Origin of the sequence: Lachnoanaerobaculum sp. MSX33, from assembly GCF_000512995.1 — a bacterium.
GTDB lineage: Bacteria > Bacillota > Clostridia > Lachnospirales > Lachnospiraceae > Lachnoanaerobaculum.
The window spans coordinates 41,827-57,690 of sequence record NZ_AZXX01000044.1 but is presented as its reverse complement, the minus strand read 5'-3'; the positions used below and the strand labels follow the sequence as shown (position 1 = coordinate 57,690).

Sequence of the window (15,864 nt, the reverse complement as noted above, 5' to 3'; positions counted from 1 at the left end):
TATATGATTAACATACTGGATAAGGGGACTATTGATAAGATTGCGGCAGGTGAGGTAGTTGAGAGACCTGCATCAATAGTAAAGGAACTTTTGGAAAACTCAATAGATGCGGGAAGTTCTTCCATTACAGTAGAAATAAAAAATGGTGGAATTGACCTGATAAGAATAACGGATAATGGCTGTGGAATTGATTCAAAAGAAGTAAAAACGGCCTTTTTAAGGCATGCCACCTCAAAAATAGTCAGTGATAAAGATCTTATCTCTATAAAGAGTCTGGGATTTCGTGGTGAAGCACTTTCAAGTATTGCTGCGGTTTCAAGATGTGAGATAATCACAAAGACAAGAGATGAACTTACAGGTGTTCGCTACTATATGGAAGGTGGTGTTGAGGTTGAATTTGAGGAAATCGGAGCACCGGATGGCACCAGTATAATTATCAGAGATATTTTTTACAATACTCCTGCCAGAAGAAAATTCTTGAAAACCTCATCTACAGAAGGGGCACATATAAGTGAGCTTGTAGAGAAGATGGCTATGTCAAATACAGACATTGCCTTTAAGTTTATATCAAATAATCAGGTGAAGCTACAGACAAATGGAAACGGAAATCTGAAGGATATTATATATCAGCTCTATGGAAAGGAGATTTCCAAGGCCTTATGCGCGGTTGATTACGAAAAAGATGGAGTAAAAATAAAAGGTGTTATTGCAAGACCTGAAGTTACAAGAAGTTCCAGAAGCCTTGAAAATATTTTTGTAAACGGAAGATATATAAAGGACAATATTATATCAAAGGCTATTGAAGACGGTTTCGGCGACAGACTTATGCAACATCAGTATCCTTTTTGTGCTCTCAGCTTTTATTTGGAAGGTGTGGATGTAAATGTTCATCCAAGAAAAATGGAAGTGAGATTCTCTGACGGAAATCATATCTACAACTGTACAAAAGAGGCTGTGGAGGAGATTTTTAAATTACAGAGCAGTATCAGAGAGGTACCTGTGGGTAAAGACACTGCCAATGAAAAGAAGGTGTTTATTAATACACCTGAGCCTTTTGAAAACAGAAGAAGAGATATTGACTTTAATAAATCCGCTAAAAGTGATGAGATACATTGGACTATACCTAAGGAGACAAACTATAATCCGCAAAATGACTACACACTTTTAAAGGATGATGTTTCAAATAATTCTTCTGATAATGCTTCAGGATATTATAGAGATTTTGAGTATGCCGTCGGGGCAAGGGATGTGTCAAAAGATTCATCATCAGTTATTCAAACAGTTGAAAACAGTGCCGAAGAAAATATTTCAGATAATCTAAATACTGTCCACGCAAATAGCGAGGCAGATACTTTAAGTGCAAGACCGTCTGCTTCACAGCTATCATTTTTTGATACGGAAGCAAAAAAGTATATAAAGGTAATAGGACAAGTTTTTGATACTTACTGGATAGTACAGCTGGAAAATGAGATGTATATAATAGACCAACATGCGGCACATGAAAAGGTAATGTATGAGAGACTTTTAAAAGAAAGTAGGGATAATAAGATCTCTGCACAGATGATAAATCCTCCTATTATAGTTACTTTGACTGATTTGGAGCAGGATGTTTTAAATAAGCATATGGACGAGTTTAAGGCTGCAGGATTTGATATAGAGGAGTTTGGAGGAAAAGAATATAAGATAAATTCGATTCCAAATATTTTTCCTTCAATACCGAAGGCGGAGCTTTTTAATGAAATGCTTGCAGACAGCACAAATTATGATATTATATCTCCATCAGAGCTTATTTTGGCAAAGACGGCATCTATGGCTTGCAAGGCGGCTATAAAAGGAAATATGAGAATTTCCCTGATGGAGGCAAATGACCTTTTTGATGAGTTGCTGTCACTGGATAATCCATACAATTGTCCACATGGAAGACCGACTATAATAAAAATGAGCAAGCAGGAAATTGAAAAGAAGTTTAAAAGGATAGTATGACAAAGAATAAATTGATCATTCTTGCAGGACCTACCGCATCGGGTAAAACCTCAGTATCCATTGATTTGGCCAAAAGACTTGGGGGAGAGATAATAAGTGCGGACTCCATGCAAGTATATAAATATATGGATGTGGGAACTGCAAAAATATCAGTAGAAGAGATGCAGGGGGTAAAACATCATTTAATAGATGTACTGGATCCGAAGGAAGATTTCAATATCGTAAAGTTTCAAAACATGGTAAAATGTTCTATAGAGGAAATAGTAAAGAACGGACATATACCTATATTGGTTGGAGGAACAGGTTTCTATATACAATCTATTATTTATGATATTGATTTCGATAATGAGGATGATAACAGCTCTATAAGAAAAACTCTTGAAGAAGAGTATGATACTTATGGTGCGGACTTTATGTATGAGAAACTAAAAAAAATTGACATGGTTTCTGCGGATAGTATACATAAGAACAATAAAAAGAGAATAATTCGTGCAATAGAGTATTTTATGATAAATAATACACCTATTTCTTTACATAATGAAGCACAAAGAAAAAAGTCTTCTCCATATGATTACAGATTTTTTGTGCTGAATCCGCCAAGAGATATTCTATATGAAAGAATTAATCAAAGAGTAGATATAATGGTGGGAAAAGGTCTTGTGGATGAGGTAAAATCATTAAAAGAAAGAGGCCTCTCAAAGGCTAATATTTCCATGCAGGGCATTGGATATAAGGAAATACTTGAGTATCTGGAAGGTGATACCACTCTTGAGACTGCTATAGAGAATATTAAGCAAAATACAAGGCATATGGCAAAAAGGCAGGTGACTTGGTTTAAGAGAGAAAAGGATGTGATCTATGTGGATCCTTTCTTATTTGAGAGCAATGACAAAATAGTTGATTATATGATTGAGAAAATTAATACGGAAAGAATAGATAATGAGTGATTTAAATAATATTTATGCGGAATTCGGTATTTCAAAAAAAGTTATAGACTTGTCTGAAAAAGTATTGGCATCTTTAGAAGAAAGATTTTTAGAGATAGATAAGAATGCCGAGTTTAATCAGATGAAAGTGCTTGCTGCAATGCAAAAGCATAAGGTAAGTGATATACATTTTGCGGCTACTACCGGATATGGATACAATGATTTGGGAAGAGATGTCTTGGAAGATGTATATGCGACAGCGTTTAGGGCTGAGGCCGCTTTGGTCAGACCACAGTTGGTAAGTGGAACACATGCACTTCATGTAGCGCTTTCAGGAAACTTAAGACCGGGTGATGAACTTTTATCACCTGTAGGAAAGCCTTATGACACTTTGGAAGAGGTTATCGGTATAAGAGATTCAAGAGGATCGCTAAAAGAATACGGTGTTACCTATTCACAGGTGGATCTGCTTAGTGACGGATCATTTGACTTTGAAGGAATAAGAAAAGCTATAAATGAAAAAACCAAACTTGTTACAATACAAAGATCAAAGGGCTATGCCACAAGAAAAACATTATCTGTGGAGCAGATAGGTGAGCTTATAAAGTTTGTAAAATCAATAGATCCTAAGATTATATGTATGGTGGATAACTGCTATGGTGAGTTTGTAGAGAGAATAGAGCCTATTGAAGTAGGTGCTGATATGATAGTAGGTTCTCTTATAAAAAACCCGGGAGGCGGACTGGCTCCTATAGGCGGCTACATTGTCGGAACTAAGGAATGTGTGGACAATGCTTCATTCAGACTTTCGGCACCGGGACTTGGAAAAGAAATAGGAGCAAGTCTTGGAATGAATACAAGTATGTTTCAAGGATTTTTCCTTTCTCCTACAGTAGTTGCAGGAGCGTTAAAGGGTGCTATATTTGCGGCAAATCTTTATGAGAGCTTAGGATTTGATTGCCATCCGAATGCTACCGAGCCAAGATTTGATATTATTCAGGAGATCACTTTAAGAGATCCGAAAGCTTTGTGTGCTTTTTGTGAGGGTATACAGGCGGCGGCACCGGTGGATTCTTATGTGAAACCTGAACCATGGGCAATGCCCGGTTATGACAGTGATGTAATAATGGCGGCAGGTGCTTTTGTAGGCGGTTCTTCTATAGAACTTAGTGCAGACGGACCTATGAAGGAGCCATATTCGGTATTTTTCCAAGGCGGACTTACATGGTATCATGCAAAACTTGGAATAATGCTGTCTTTGCAGAAGATATATGATGCAGGACTGCTTTAGAACTTTACAAAATATTAATTAATTACTTTTATATTTTGTGATAAAATAAAATTACCTTTCATGCTTGGAGAGCGGAAGGGGATTTATGGGAAAAATAAAGGAATTACCACTTGAACAAAGACCATATGACAGAGCGCTGGAGTATGGAGTGGAATCGCTTACAGATGTGGAACTTTTGGCTGTACTTCTTAGAAGCGGTACAAAGGATGTCAATGTAGTAAATCTTGCATATAATATTCTTGAGGGTAATGGTGAAGGATTTGGAATACATAGTATTTTTCACCATAATATTGATAAATTGATGGCTATCAAGGGCGTAGGCAAGGTGAAGGCTGTACAGATACTTGCACTTGGAGAGTTTTGTAAAAGAGCGTGGGAAAGAAAAAACACAAGAAAAAGTATTTCTTTTTCTTCTCCTGATGTGGTTGCAAATTATTATAAGGAGAGTATCAGACACTTGGAAGTTGAGGAACTTAGAATAATCTTCCTTGACACAAGACAGAGGCCGATTTCAGATATGGTGATTTCTGTGGGCACAGTGAATGCTTCGTTGGTTTCGGTCAGAGAGATTTTGATAGAAAGCTTAAAGCATTTGGCGGTAAATGTTATTTTACTGCATAATCATCCAAGTGGTGACCCGTCGCCGAGTAAGGCGGACATAGATATAACAAAGGATATTAATAAAGCGTTGGATAGTATAGGGATAGAACTTATAGACCATATAGTTATAGGCGATAACTGCTATTACAGCTTTAAGGAACAGGGGATTATTTAATGGATTCTAGAAACCGACTTGTACTGATAATTTTAAGTATAATTAGTATCATTCTTATAGGAATAACTTCATTCAATGATTCTATTATTTCGCCTTTAAGACAGGCTGTAGGAATTGTATTATTACCGGTTCAATCCGGCGTAAATACTGCAGGTAGGGCGATATATGACAATATAGAAGAACAAAGAAAGTTACATGACGCAATCAATGAAAATACCTTGCTCAATAAAAGAATTGATGAGCTTACAGAGGAAAATACAAAGTTGATGGCGGATAACGGAGAACTTGCAAGACTCAGAGAACTGTATAAGCTTGATGAAAGTTATTCGGACTATGAGAAGGTCGGAGCCAGAGTAGTGGCAAAGGACAGTACAAAGTGGTTTTCTACTTTTACTATCGACAAAGGCAGTGATGACGGAATAGCGGTAGACATGAATGTTATAGGCTATGGCGGACTGATAGGAATAGTGACCGATGTAGGGAAAAATTATGCAAATGTACGTTCAATTATAGATGATATATCAAGAGTAAGTGCAATGTCTCTAAGAACAGGTTCACTTTGCAGAGTTGACGGAAATCTTGAGCTTTATAATGACGGAAGATTGATTTTAAAAGACGTCAAGTCGGATGCGGATATCTCCGAAGGTGATATGATAGTTACATCAAATGTATCAACCAAGTATTTGCCGAATATTTTAATCGGCTATGCCAGAGATTTAAAGGAAGATTCTTCAAGGCTTACAAAGAGCGGATATATAATACCGATAGTGAATTTTGATACTATATCTGAAGTTCTTGTAATAACCAAAAAGAAGGAAGTGAGTGATTAAATGAGAAGAATAATAGTGAATATAGCTTTTATTATATTTGCATTTGCACTTCAGATATGCATTTTCCCGTTCATACCGTTTTTATATGCCTCGCCGAACTTACTTATAATACTTACATTCACTTATGGATTCAGTCTCGGTGTGGAAGAAGGAATGCTCTACGGTGTGTTATGCGGAGTTTTGATGGACTTGTACTTTGCAGGTCCTTTCGGATTTTTTACTTTATTATTTATATGGATAGGGTATATTAACGGTAGGCTTTCAGTCTTCTTTTATGATGAATATATAGTTTTACCCTTCATAGTGTGTACGATAAGCGAAATTATGTACAATGTGTTTATTTATGTTTTCAGATTCTTGATAAGGGATAAATTTGAGGTTTTATACTATTTGAAAAATATTGTAATACCCGAGGTAATAATAACGCTTATATTTACATTGTTATTATACAGGTTTTTACTTTGGTACAATAAAAAACTCAGGATATTGGACAGTAGAGGAATTAATTAGTGATAAGGGATTTTAAAGATTTTTTAGGGGACTTTTTTGAAAAGATAAAATCCTCCAGACTATTTATACTTAGTGTAATATACGCCTTCATGGTATTTATCCTTGGATCTAAACTTTTCACCATGCAAATGGTAAACGGAAAAGAGGCACAGGATAAGTATGTTCAAAAAATAAAGAAAACTGTAGCCACTACAGGTGCAAGAGGAAATATATATGACAGAAACGGCAATCTCTTGGCCTATAATAAGTTGTCATATACGGTAACTATCACAGATGGCGGATACTATAAAAAAGTAAATGATAAAAATAATATGTACTACAGGCTGGTGCAGATTTTAAGAAAACATAACGAGAATATCGAAGGAGATTTTCTGGTAGCGGTAGATGAAAACGGTGATTTCTACTATACCACAAAATCTGACACAGCCAGAATGAGATTTATTGCAGATATGTACGGCTTGAAATCATTGGATGAACTTGATGATAAGGCCGGAAAGTATCCTTCAAATATCAGTGCGCAGGAGATGGTTGATAAAAAGCTTAAAACCTACGGACTTGATAAAATGACTGACAGTGAAGGTAATATCTACAATCTGTCCGGTCAGGACAAAATCGATTTGATAAATATAAGATATGAGATGGGCAAAAAACTTTACAGAAGGTATGAGCCTACTATTATATCTACAAATATATCTGAGGAAGCAAAGATTGACATTATGGAAAATACAGCATCCTTGATAGGTGTTGATGTAGAAAATGACACCCTAAGAGTCTACAATGATGCGGTTTATTTTTCAGATATAATCGGATATACCGGAAAAGTTCCGGATGAAAAGCTTGATGAACTTTTAAAGGAAAGACCTGATTATACATTAAACGATATTGTAGGAAGAATCGGTATAGAAGAGAGCATGGAGACCACATTGCAGGGTACAAAGGGCTCAAAGACTATGATAGTTGACAATGTGGGAAGAATTATAGAGACCATAAGCGAAGTTGAATCAAGTGCCGGAAATGATGTATATCTTACTATTGATAAGAATTTGCAAATAGCTACCTATCGCCTGGTTGAGCAGCAGCTGGCAGGTGTTTTGGCAAGCAAGATTGTAAACGAGGACAATCCGAATACGGATTCAACAGATTCAACACATAGACTTATACCTGTAAAAGATGCTTATTATCAGCTTATAGGTAACAATGTACTTGATACGACTCACTTTGCAAAAGCAGATGCATCCGCAACGGAGCAAAGCTTGAATGCAAAGCTTACAGCACAAAAGGAAAATATTTTAGTATCAATAAATAACGAGTTGACTTCAAGTGCCCCTACGGTAATGGGTGGATTGCCTGAAGATACAAAGGCATATTTAAACTATATACATTCCGCACTTACAAAGAAGGGTATAATAAAGAAGGATAATATAGATACAAAATCCGAGGTTTATCAGGCATGGAAGAATGAGACCACTTCGCTTAGAGATTATTTGTTTATAGGAATATCAAGCGGTTATATTGATACTACGATATTCTTTAACGACAGTAATTATTCAAGTGCTGAAGATATATACAGCAAGCTTGTAGAGGATATTCAAAATATGCTTAAGGATGATGCTGATTTTGATAAGCTTGTTTATAAATATTTGATTAGAAACAATGTGGTCACAGGAAGAGAACTTTGTCTGGCACTTTTCGATCAGGGAATACTCAATATGGATGAAGCCGCATATGCTCAATTGGCTGCAGGAAATGAAGGCTTTGCTTTTCCTTTCTTTATTGATAAGATTTCAAGGATAGAGATAACGCCGGCACAGCTTGCGCTGGATCCTTGTTCTGCCGGAGCGGTGGTTACAGATGTAAATACGGGTGAAGTAAGAGCATTGGTATCGTATCCGGGTTATGACAATAACAGATTGGCAAACTCTATGGATGTTGCATACTTTAACAAATTACTGGATGACGAAAGTTTGCCGCTATATAATAATGTGACTCAAACCAAGAAGGCGCCGGGTTCAACTTTCAAGCCTATTACAGCAATTGCGGGTCTTGAAGAGCATGTTATAAATGCAACGGACACGGTAGTGTGTACAGGTATTTACGATACTATAAATCCTGCTATAAAATGTTGGATTTATCCGGGAAGTCACGGCCCCGATTCTGTAGTAAAAGCTATACAGGATTCATGTAATGTATATTTTGCCGAGACCGGACACAGGCTTTCAACAGACGGTAACGGTGAGTATTCATCAGAACTTGGTATAGAGAGACTTAAAAAATATGCCACAATGTTCGGACTCGATCATAAATCGGGAGTTGAAATAGTGGAAAATGAACCACAGATTTCAGATATCAACCCTGAACAGTCATCTATCGGTCAGGGTAATCACTCATTTGCAAATATTCAGCTTGCAAGATATGTAGCGACTATTGCAAATCAGGGAACTGTTTTTGAACTGAGTCTTTTGGATAAGGTTTGTGATCAATACGGAAATGTTGTACAGGATTATACCCCTGTTTCAAATTCTCATGTGGATATCAGTCAGGATACATGGAATAATGTTCGAGAGGGTATGTACAGAGTTATAAAAGAAGGTTCAGCAAGGAAAGTATTTACCGATCTTAATATTAATATTGCGGGAAAAACAGGTACTGCACAGGAGTCAAAGACGAGAGGAAATCATGCCTTCTTTATCTCTTTTGCACCTTATGAAAGTCCTGAGATAGCTGTTACGGTAAATATCCCTTACGGATATTCCTCTACAAATGCGGCAGTTATCGGTAAGAATATTTATAAGTATTATTATAATCAAATTAGTTTGGATTATATATTGAATAATAGTGCACTTGATGTAAGTGATGTAAGAATTGGCGACTGATTTTAGAGGAAAATATGTTAATTTTCAAAAAACACTGGATTTTTTTGCTAAATTCGTGTAGAATTTGGAGAGTAGAGAATGTTAGACGGTTTTAAGCTTAGATATTATCCGTTCAGACTGTTGGTTTATATTATAGTTTTAAATACTATAGGTGTATTGGTTATTTCCAGTGCCACAGGCGGAGACAAAGGAATGGTGGCCAAGCAGATATTTGGCGTGGTCCTCGGACTTGTACTTGTGGTATTGATATCACTTATACACTACAGAAAATTGATGGAACTGATGTGGATAGTGTATGGAATATGTATTATCTTGCTGCTTGCAGTGTTACTTTTCGGTTATGAGCCTGAGGGTGCAGGAGCGGTGAGATGGATTAAAGTACCGGTTATTGGACAGTTACAGCCTTCTGAGATAGTCAAAATAGGTATGATTTTATTTATTGCAGCTTTTTTAGGTAAACATCAGGAGGATATCGACAGAATTTCATTTTTACTTGTATTTGCCGTAGTTGCTGCTATACCCTGTATTTTAATACTGAAAGAGCCTGATTTATCAACTACAATTGTAGTATTTATTATGATAATAAGTATGTTGTTTATCTCAGGGATCAGCTACAAATGGGTACTTGGCAGTCTTGCATTTTTAATACCATCAGCAGTAATATTTATATTATTATTACGAAGTAACACAGTTCCCTTCTTAAGGGGATATCAAGCAAATAGAATACTTGGATGGATATATCCGGATAAGTATGCAGACATAAATGTACAGCAGGACAACTCGATTATGGCTATTTCATCAGGTCAGTTGATGGGTAAGGGACTGAATAATAACACTTTTGCTTCGGTTAAGAACGGAAACTTTTTATCCCAGGAGCAGACGGATTTTATATTTGCGGTTATTGGAGAGGAACTGGGATTTGTAGGCAGTATGGTGGTAATAGCGCTTTTTGCGCTTATAGTTGTTGAATGTTTTCACCTTGCTTCTAAAGCAAAAGATTTAGAAGGTAAGTTGGTTTGTGTAGGTTTTGCCGCATTGGTCGGATTTCAGAGCTTCACAAATATATCGGTTGCAACAGGACTTTTTCCTAATACCGGATTGCCACTTCCATTTATAAGTTATGGAGTGAGCTCGCTTTTAAGCTTATTTTTAGGTGTAGGACTGGTTGCAAGTGTGGCTGTAAGACAGGGTAAGAACTAATATTTGGAGGTAAAGATGAATATAGGTTTGATCGCACATGATGCTAAGAAGAAGCTCATGCAGAATTTTTGTATTGCATATAGAGGTATTTTATCAAAACATAATTTATCAGCGACAGGAACCACAGGAAGATTGGTGGAAGAAGTTACCAATCTTAATATACATAGATATTTGGCAGGGCATCTTGGAGGCGAACAGCAGCTTGGTGCTCAGATAGAAAATAATGATATAGATCTGGTAATCTTCTTAAGAGATCCCCTCACAAAGAAGAGCCATGAACCGGATGCCGATAAGGTTATGAGACTTTGTGATACACATAATATACCTTTGGCAACAAATCTTGCTACAGCAGAGCTTCTTATAATGGCACTTGACAGAGGTGACTTTGAGTTTAGAGAGGCATATAGATAGTCTGATGGCGGATTATACTAAAAGAGGGAAAAAGCCGGTAAATAAAATATACTTAATTATTCCCGTTATTATTCTGACAGCACTTTTTCTTGGAGGAGTATACTATTCTCAGTTTATGATGACCGAGTACGACTTCTCCGGAAGGCTTTCAAGTCTTGATATTGACACAAAAATTTCACCGCTTGCGGCAAATCTTGCATTGCCTGTTGAGGACAATGTTGACGTAGATGATATTTCTTCGGAAAGTGTCATATTGGCAGGGGGTGATGGAAGTCTTTTGGCATCGAAAGACGCTACAAAGCAGATGTATCCTGCAAGTACAACCAAAGTTATGACCGCATTGTTGGCACTCAAATATGGAAATCTTTCAGATGAGGTAACTGTGACCGAAGACATTGTTATAACCGAGGCGGGAGCAAGTCTGGCAGGAATCAAACCCGGAGATAAGTTGACACTTGATCAACTTCTATACGGACTTATGTTGCCTTCGGGAAATGATGCGGCAAATGCCATCGCAGTACATATCGGAGGCAGTGTAGATAATTTTGTAAAGATGATGAATGATGAGGCAAAGAGAATTGGAGCTGTGGATACCAATTTCGTTAATCCCAGCGGTCTTTCCGACAGCAATCATTATACAACGGCATATGATCTTTATTTAATATTTAATGAAGCTATGAAAGACAGCAGATTTATGAATTACGCGGGAGCTCCGTTTTATAATGTATCATATACGGCAGCTGACGGAAGTCAGGTTACAAAAAGTTGGAAAAACGGAAACAGATATATAACAGGTCAAGCGGCCGCACCGAGAGGTATAGTGGTTGATGCCGGAAAAACCGGAACCACCCTGGCGGCAGGTAGTTGTCTTGTGATTTGCAGTGAGAATGCTGAGGGAAAAAGATATATTTCTGTTGTATTGAAGTCTAAGAACAGAGCGGACTTGTACGACAATATGTCTAAACTTCTTTCAAAAATCAATAAATAGCATTGCACTATTCCTATTAATATTTTATAATATCATTATATTATTTTATATTTGATAACAGTAAGTTTAAGGAGGACGTTACCATGGTTTCTATTATTGCAGGAGAGAAGGGTAAGGGAAAAACAAAGATTTTACTTGAAAGAGCCAATGAAACTGTTTCAAAGGCAAACGGCTCAGTCATTTATCTTGACAAGAGTTCAAAGCATATGTATGAACTTAATAACAAGATAAGACTTATTAATGTTAGTGAATTTCCTATCATGTCAGCAGACGGTTTTGTAGGATTCCTGGCAGGACTCATTTCATCCGATCATGATATTGAAGCTATATTCCTGGACAGCTTTTTAAAACTGGCGGTACTTGAAGGAGCAGATATTACTTCAACAATCGATCGTATAGAGACATTGGGAGAGAAATATGGAATCACATTCGTTTTAAGTGTTTCAACGGATGCATCAAATCTACCTGAAAATGCAAAGAAGAATGTTTCTGTAGCATTATAATAAAGAAAATAATATCATATAATTTTGTACGTGAATTATCTGATTTAACAGATAAAGGCAGACTCGATTTTGAGGTCTGCCTTTTTTAAATTTAATTGAAAAAAACACTCTTGTGCAGTATAATGTAGAGAATTGTATTTATGCAGGCAATAATGGCTTGCTTTTTTAAGGAGAATAAAATTGGCTGATTCTAAAAAAATTATTCCCTATAGAAAAAAAAGAATTATTAATGTGGGTGTTATAATATTCCTGTTTGTATTCTTTTATCTGATATTAATTCTTGTTAAATTTGCTACAAGAAAACAGATAAGATATAATGAAGTGGTTGAGGGAAGTATGTCCGAGAATAAGACGCACACCGGACTTATACTAAGAGATGAGAGTGTTCAAGTTTCACCGGATGGAGGATATATAAATATATATATGAGAGACGGTAAAAGAGCGGCTGTAGGAAGCAGAGTATATTCCCTTGATGCTACCGGAGATTTAAAGAAGCTTATGGAGGCGTCGTCAGGAAAAGAAGATACCATATCGGATTCGAGTGTTATTGAAATGAAAAAGAAGCTTTCAAATTTCGCCTCCAACTATTCGGATTCTGATTTTGAGTATGTCTATGATACAAAATATTTATTGGACAATGCTGCAAGCGAATATTCGAATTTAATAAACATAGAAAATATTGATAATATTTCAAATGAAAACGGTTTGAGTCTTAATGTGGTTACCTCACCTTATTCCGGAGAAATATCATATGCTATGGATGATATTGCCGAGAAAAAAGAGGAAGATCTGACTAAAAGCGATTTTGATACATCAAAACATCCTATAAGTTATATAAAGAATGAACAGCTTATAGAGGCGGAAACAAAGGTTTATAGGATTGTAAACAGTGAATCATGGAGTATATATTTTGAATTTGAAAAAGGTGAGGAAGAGCTATATGCAGAAAAGAAGGCTTTGACTGTAAAATTTAAATCAAATGGTCTGACACTTACAGGAGATTACTCTGTTGTAGAAACAAAAGACGGATATAGTCTGGGAAAATTGACATTTGATAAATATATGGTACAATTTATTTCAAACAGATATGCGGAGTTTGATATACAATCATCAGTTGTAAACGGCTTAAAGATTCCGTCCAAATGTGTGCTTGAAAAAGACTTCTATACTATACCTGTTGAATATATGGCAAAGGGTGGAGATGGTGTAAGCGACGGATTTTATAAGCAGGTGGATAAAGACGGTACGACTTCAACGGTTTTTGTGCCGGAAGATATAATCAAGATTACGGATACAAATTGCTATATCAGTACAGAAAATAAGGATATAGCATCCGGTGATAAATTGATAAAACCTGATTCAAATGAGATATTTGAGGTTTCAAACAAGGAAAAATTGTTGGGAGTATACAATATAAATAAAGGATTTACGGTATTTAAGAATATAGATATACTCGGATCGAATAAGGAATTCTATATTGTAGATAAGGGTACCAAATACGGTTTAAAGGTATATGATCATATTTTATTGAATCCTGACAGTTTTAAAGAAGGAGATTTTATTTATCAATAGGAGAAACTATGGTTAAGGAAAACTTACAAAATGTTATAGACGATATGAAAGTCGCCTGTGAAAAAAGCGGTAGAAATATAAATGATGTAACTCTTATTGCTGTAAGCAAAACAAAACCGAATGAACTTATTATGGAAGCTTATGAAAGCGGAGTAAGAGATTTCGGAGAAAATAAGGTGCAGGAGCTTTTAAGAAAAAGAGAGGAACTGCCGAAAGATATCAGATGGCATATGATTGGACATTTGCAGACAAATAAAGTCAGACAACTTTTAGGTAATACCGTACTTATACATTCTATAGACAGTATAAGACTTGCGGATACGATAGATACTGAGGCGAGAAAAAAAGGTATTCATGTTGACGGATTGCTTGAAATTAATATTGCAAAAGAGGCCTCAAAATACGGTTTCCTGGAAGAAGAACTTGATGAGATTTTACCTATATTTGCACGATATAAGAACCTACATATCAAAGGATTGATGACAATTGCCCCAAATGTAGAAAAATCGGAGGAAAATAGAAAAAATTTCAAGAAAATAAAGAAAATATCTGTTGACATAATTGAGAAAAACTATGATAATATAGAAGTAGAATTTTTATCAATGGGAATGTCTGGCGATTATACTGTAGCGCTTGAAGAAGGTGCAAATTTGGTAAGAGTTGGTACAGGAATATTTGGGAAAAGATAAAAAAGATTGGAGAGAACACGTGAAGATGGAATTTTTTGATAAGATCAAAAAGTATTTACGAGTGAATGATAGCGATGATGAATCTTATGATGATGATATTGTCGAAGTCGATGAGTATGAAGATGATGAGTATGATACAGATATCAAAAACGCAAGCGAGCAGGTAGAAGAAGAAGAGCCTATGAGGCCTAAAGTTGCAAGCAGAAATACTAAGGTTAACAAAGTTATTCCTATCAGAAAAGATATGGAAGTTACAATGTTCAGACCTACATCTGTAGAAGAGTCAAGAAATGTGGTTGACAGCCTTAAAGAAGGTAAGACGGTTGTTCTTAACCTTGAAGATGTAAGAATCGCTGTTGCACAGAGAATAGTAGATTTTATTTGCGGAGCTGCTTACGATATGGAAGGAAATCTTCAGAGCATCTCTGACAGTATTTTTATCGTTACACCTTCAAATATAAGTTTATCAGGTGAGTTTGTTGATTTACTTGGTGGCTCGGGAAGTATAGAACGCAGCAGTGCAGACGCTTCAGGATATGGTATGAGGTTATAATTTTGGAAAAAGAAGAACTATTTCTAAGAAATAAGTTTTTAGATTTAGCAAGAAACGCATATTTTAAGAACATTGTTACGTATTCCATGTTCTTGAATTTAAATGAGCAGACAATTTTTGAAACAATTCAGAAGGATCTCCCGAATATAAGACATGTTATGTTTGGCGGTTATTCTGAAGCGGAAAGAAAAATTGTCTGCTTTTATTGTGATAATATTCCTGGATTCGATATGCTGGAATATATTAAGATTGCTCCGGTTAATAAAAAGTTTGCAGACGATCTTACTCATCGTGACTTTTTGGGTGCATTGATGAATCTGGGCATTGAAAGGCATATGGTGGGTGATATATGTATAGTAGACAATACGGCACATATAATTACGTTTAAGAGTATGTCGGAAACTATAATAAGCGAGCTTACTACGGTTAAACGCACAAAAGTCGTATTGGAGAGAGAAAGTGCGGATGAATTGAAGGCGGTAAACAGAGTGGAATATAAAAAGATAAATATTCCTTCCGAGAGATTGGATTCAATAATATGTTCGATATACAATATTTCACGAAGTAAGGTTAATTTGTATATTGATGCCGGTAAGGTGTTTATAAATTCAAGACAATGTTTTTCACATTCATCAAAAATAAAATCAGGGGATATTATAACGGTACGAGGGCTTGGTAGAGCAAAATTTTTGGGCATAAGTGCTTTATCCAAAAAAGGCAGACTGTTTGCGGAAACGGAAATTTTTAAATAAGGATTAAC

General features: G+C 36.0%; 15 protein-coding genes. All 15 read left to right on the top strand.

The window, feature by feature from the left end; all coding sequences use genetic code 11:
- The first annotated feature begins 3 nt into the window (after positions 1 to 3).
- A complete protein-coding gene (gene mutL, locus HMPREF1495_RS04495) occupies positions 4 to 1,983 on the top strand; it encodes a DNA mismatch repair endonuclease MutL (protein WP_034212419.1) in 1,980 nt (659 codons plus the stop codon).
- Positions 1,980 to 2,930, top strand: coding sequence for a tRNA (adenosine(37)-N6)-dimethylallyltransferase MiaA (miaA, locus tag HMPREF1495_RS04490; protein ID WP_034212417.1), 951 nt, complete (start codon positions 1,980 to 1,982; stop codon positions 2,928 to 2,930). The genes mutL and miaA overlap by 4 nt, the downstream gene beginning before the upstream one ends.
- The gene (locus HMPREF1495_RS04485) at positions 2,923 to 4,200 is read left to right on the top strand and encodes a methionine gamma-lyase family protein (RefSeq protein ID WP_034212415.1); all 1,278 of its coding nucleotides are present in this window, start codon (positions 2,923 to 2,925) and stop codon (positions 4,198 to 4,200) included. The genes miaA and HMPREF1495_RS04485 overlap by 8 nt, the downstream gene beginning before the upstream one ends.
- A gap of 85 nt (positions 4,201 to 4,285) precedes the next feature.
- Positions 4,286 to 4,975, top strand: a complete 690-nt coding sequence (gene radC, locus HMPREF1495_RS04480; RefSeq protein WP_034212413.1) for a RadC family protein — start codon at positions 4,286 to 4,288, stop codon at positions 4,973 to 4,975.
- A complete protein-coding gene (gene mreC, locus HMPREF1495_RS04475) occupies positions 4,975 to 5,805 on the top strand; it encodes a rod shape-determining protein MreC (RefSeq protein ID WP_009662605.1) in 831 nt (276 codons plus the stop codon). Before radC ends, mreC begins: the two co-directional genes overlap by 1 nt.
- Entirely contained in the window at positions 5,806 to 6,315 is a 510-nt protein-coding gene (gene mreD, locus HMPREF1495_RS04470) for a rod shape-determining protein MreD (RefSeq protein ID WP_009662672.1), read from the top strand.
- Positions 6,315 to 9,188 carry a penicillin-binding transpeptidase domain-containing protein gene (locus tag HMPREF1495_RS04465; RefSeq protein WP_034212410.1) on the top strand — a complete coding sequence of 958 codons (2,874 nt, stop codon included), beginning with the start codon at positions 6,315 to 6,317 and terminating at the stop codon, positions 9,186 to 9,188. Before mreD ends, HMPREF1495_RS04465 begins: the two co-directional genes overlap by 1 nt.
- A gap of 78 nt (positions 9,189 to 9,266) precedes the next feature.
- Positions 9,267 to 10,388 carry an FtsW/RodA/SpoVE family cell cycle protein gene (locus HMPREF1495_RS04460; RefSeq protein WP_034212408.1) on the top strand — a complete coding sequence of 374 codons (1,122 nt, stop codon included), beginning with the start codon at positions 9,267 to 9,269 and terminating at the stop codon, positions 10,386 to 10,388.
- A gap of 15 nt (positions 10,389 to 10,403) precedes the next feature.
- Positions 10,404 to 10,799, top strand: coding sequence for a methylglyoxal synthase (locus tag HMPREF1495_RS04455; RefSeq protein WP_007591595.1), 396 nt, complete (start codon positions 10,404 to 10,406; stop codon positions 10,797 to 10,799).
- Positions 10,800 to 10,803: 4 nt separating this feature from the next.
- A complete protein-coding gene (locus tag HMPREF1495_RS04450; RefSeq protein WP_034212406.1) occupies positions 10,804 to 11,787 on the top strand; it encodes a D-alanyl-D-alanine carboxypeptidase family protein in 984 nt (327 codons plus the stop codon).
- An 83-nt stretch (positions 11,788 to 11,870) separates the two neighbouring features.
- Complete coding sequence (locus HMPREF1495_RS04445; protein WP_009662563.1) at positions 11,871 to 12,290, top strand: hypothetical protein; 420 nt, start codon at positions 11,871 to 11,873, stop codon at positions 12,288 to 12,290.
- A gap of 180 nt (positions 12,291 to 12,470) precedes the next feature.
- Positions 12,471 to 13,862: an HlyD family efflux transporter periplasmic adaptor subunit gene (locus HMPREF1495_RS04440; protein WP_034212404.1), complete on the top strand. Its 1,392-nt coding sequence runs from the start codon at positions 12,471 to 12,473 to the stop codon at positions 13,860 to 13,862.
- Positions 13,863 to 13,870: 8 nt separating this feature from the next.
- Positions 13,871 to 14,551 (top strand): YggS family pyridoxal phosphate-dependent enzyme, encoded by a 681-nt coding sequence (locus HMPREF1495_RS04435; protein ID WP_034212402.1) that lies wholly within the window; start codon positions 13,871 to 13,873, stop codon positions 14,549 to 14,551.
- Between the two features lie 25 nt (positions 14,552 to 14,576).
- Positions 14,577 to 15,104, top strand: a complete 528-nt coding sequence (locus HMPREF1495_RS04430; protein ID WP_034212445.1) for a cell division protein SepF — start codon at positions 14,577 to 14,579, stop codon at positions 15,102 to 15,104.
- A gap of 2 nt (positions 15,105 to 15,106) precedes the next feature.
- Positions 15,107 to 15,856, top strand: a complete 750-nt coding sequence (locus HMPREF1495_RS04425; RefSeq protein WP_034212400.1) for a YlmH family RNA-binding protein — start codon at positions 15,107 to 15,109, stop codon at positions 15,854 to 15,856.
- Positions 15,857 to 15,864: the final 8 nt, after the last annotated feature.

Bases quoted from the DNA above. Each gene is read 5' to 3' on its own strand.
- mutL (WP_034212419.1), top strand. From the start codon at position 4: ATGATTAACATACTGGATAAGGGGACTATTGATAAGATTGCGGCAGGT.
- miaA (WP_034212417.1), top strand. From the start codon at position 1,980: ATGACAAAGAATAAATTGATCATTCTTGCAGGACCTACCGCATCGGGT.
- HMPREF1495_RS04485 (WP_034212415.1), top strand. From the start codon at position 2,923: ATGAGTGATTTAAATAATATTTATGCGGAATTCGGTATTTCAAAAAAA.
- radC (WP_034212413.1), top strand. From the start codon at position 4,286: ATGGGAAAAATAAAGGAATTACCACTTGAACAAAGACCATATGACAGA.
- mreC (WP_009662605.1), top strand. From the start codon at position 4,975: ATGGATTCTAGAAACCGACTTGTACTGATAATTTTAAGTATAATTAGT.
- mreD (WP_009662672.1), top strand. From the start codon at position 5,806: ATGAGAAGAATAATAGTGAATATAGCTTTTATTATATTTGCATTTGCA.
- HMPREF1495_RS04460 (WP_034212408.1), top strand. From the start codon at position 9,267: ATGTTAGACGGTTTTAAGCTTAGATATTATCCGTTCAGACTGTTGGTT.
- HMPREF1495_RS04455 (WP_007591595.1), top strand. From the start codon at position 10,404: ATGAATATAGGTTTGATCGCACATGATGCTAAGAAGAAGCTCATGCAG.
- HMPREF1495_RS04450 (WP_034212406.1), top strand. From the start codon at position 10,804: ATGGCGGATTATACTAAAAGAGGGAAAAAGCCGGTAAATAAAATATAC.
- HMPREF1495_RS04445 (WP_009662563.1), top strand. From the start codon at position 11,871: ATGGTTTCTATTATTGCAGGAGAGAAGGGTAAGGGAAAAACAAAGATT.
- HMPREF1495_RS04435 (WP_034212402.1), top strand. From the start codon at position 13,871: ATGGTTAAGGAAAACTTACAAAATGTTATAGACGATATGAAAGTCGCC.
- HMPREF1495_RS04430 (WP_034212445.1), top strand. From the start codon at position 14,577: ATGGAATTTTTTGATAAGATCAAAAAGTATTTACGAGTGAATGATAGC.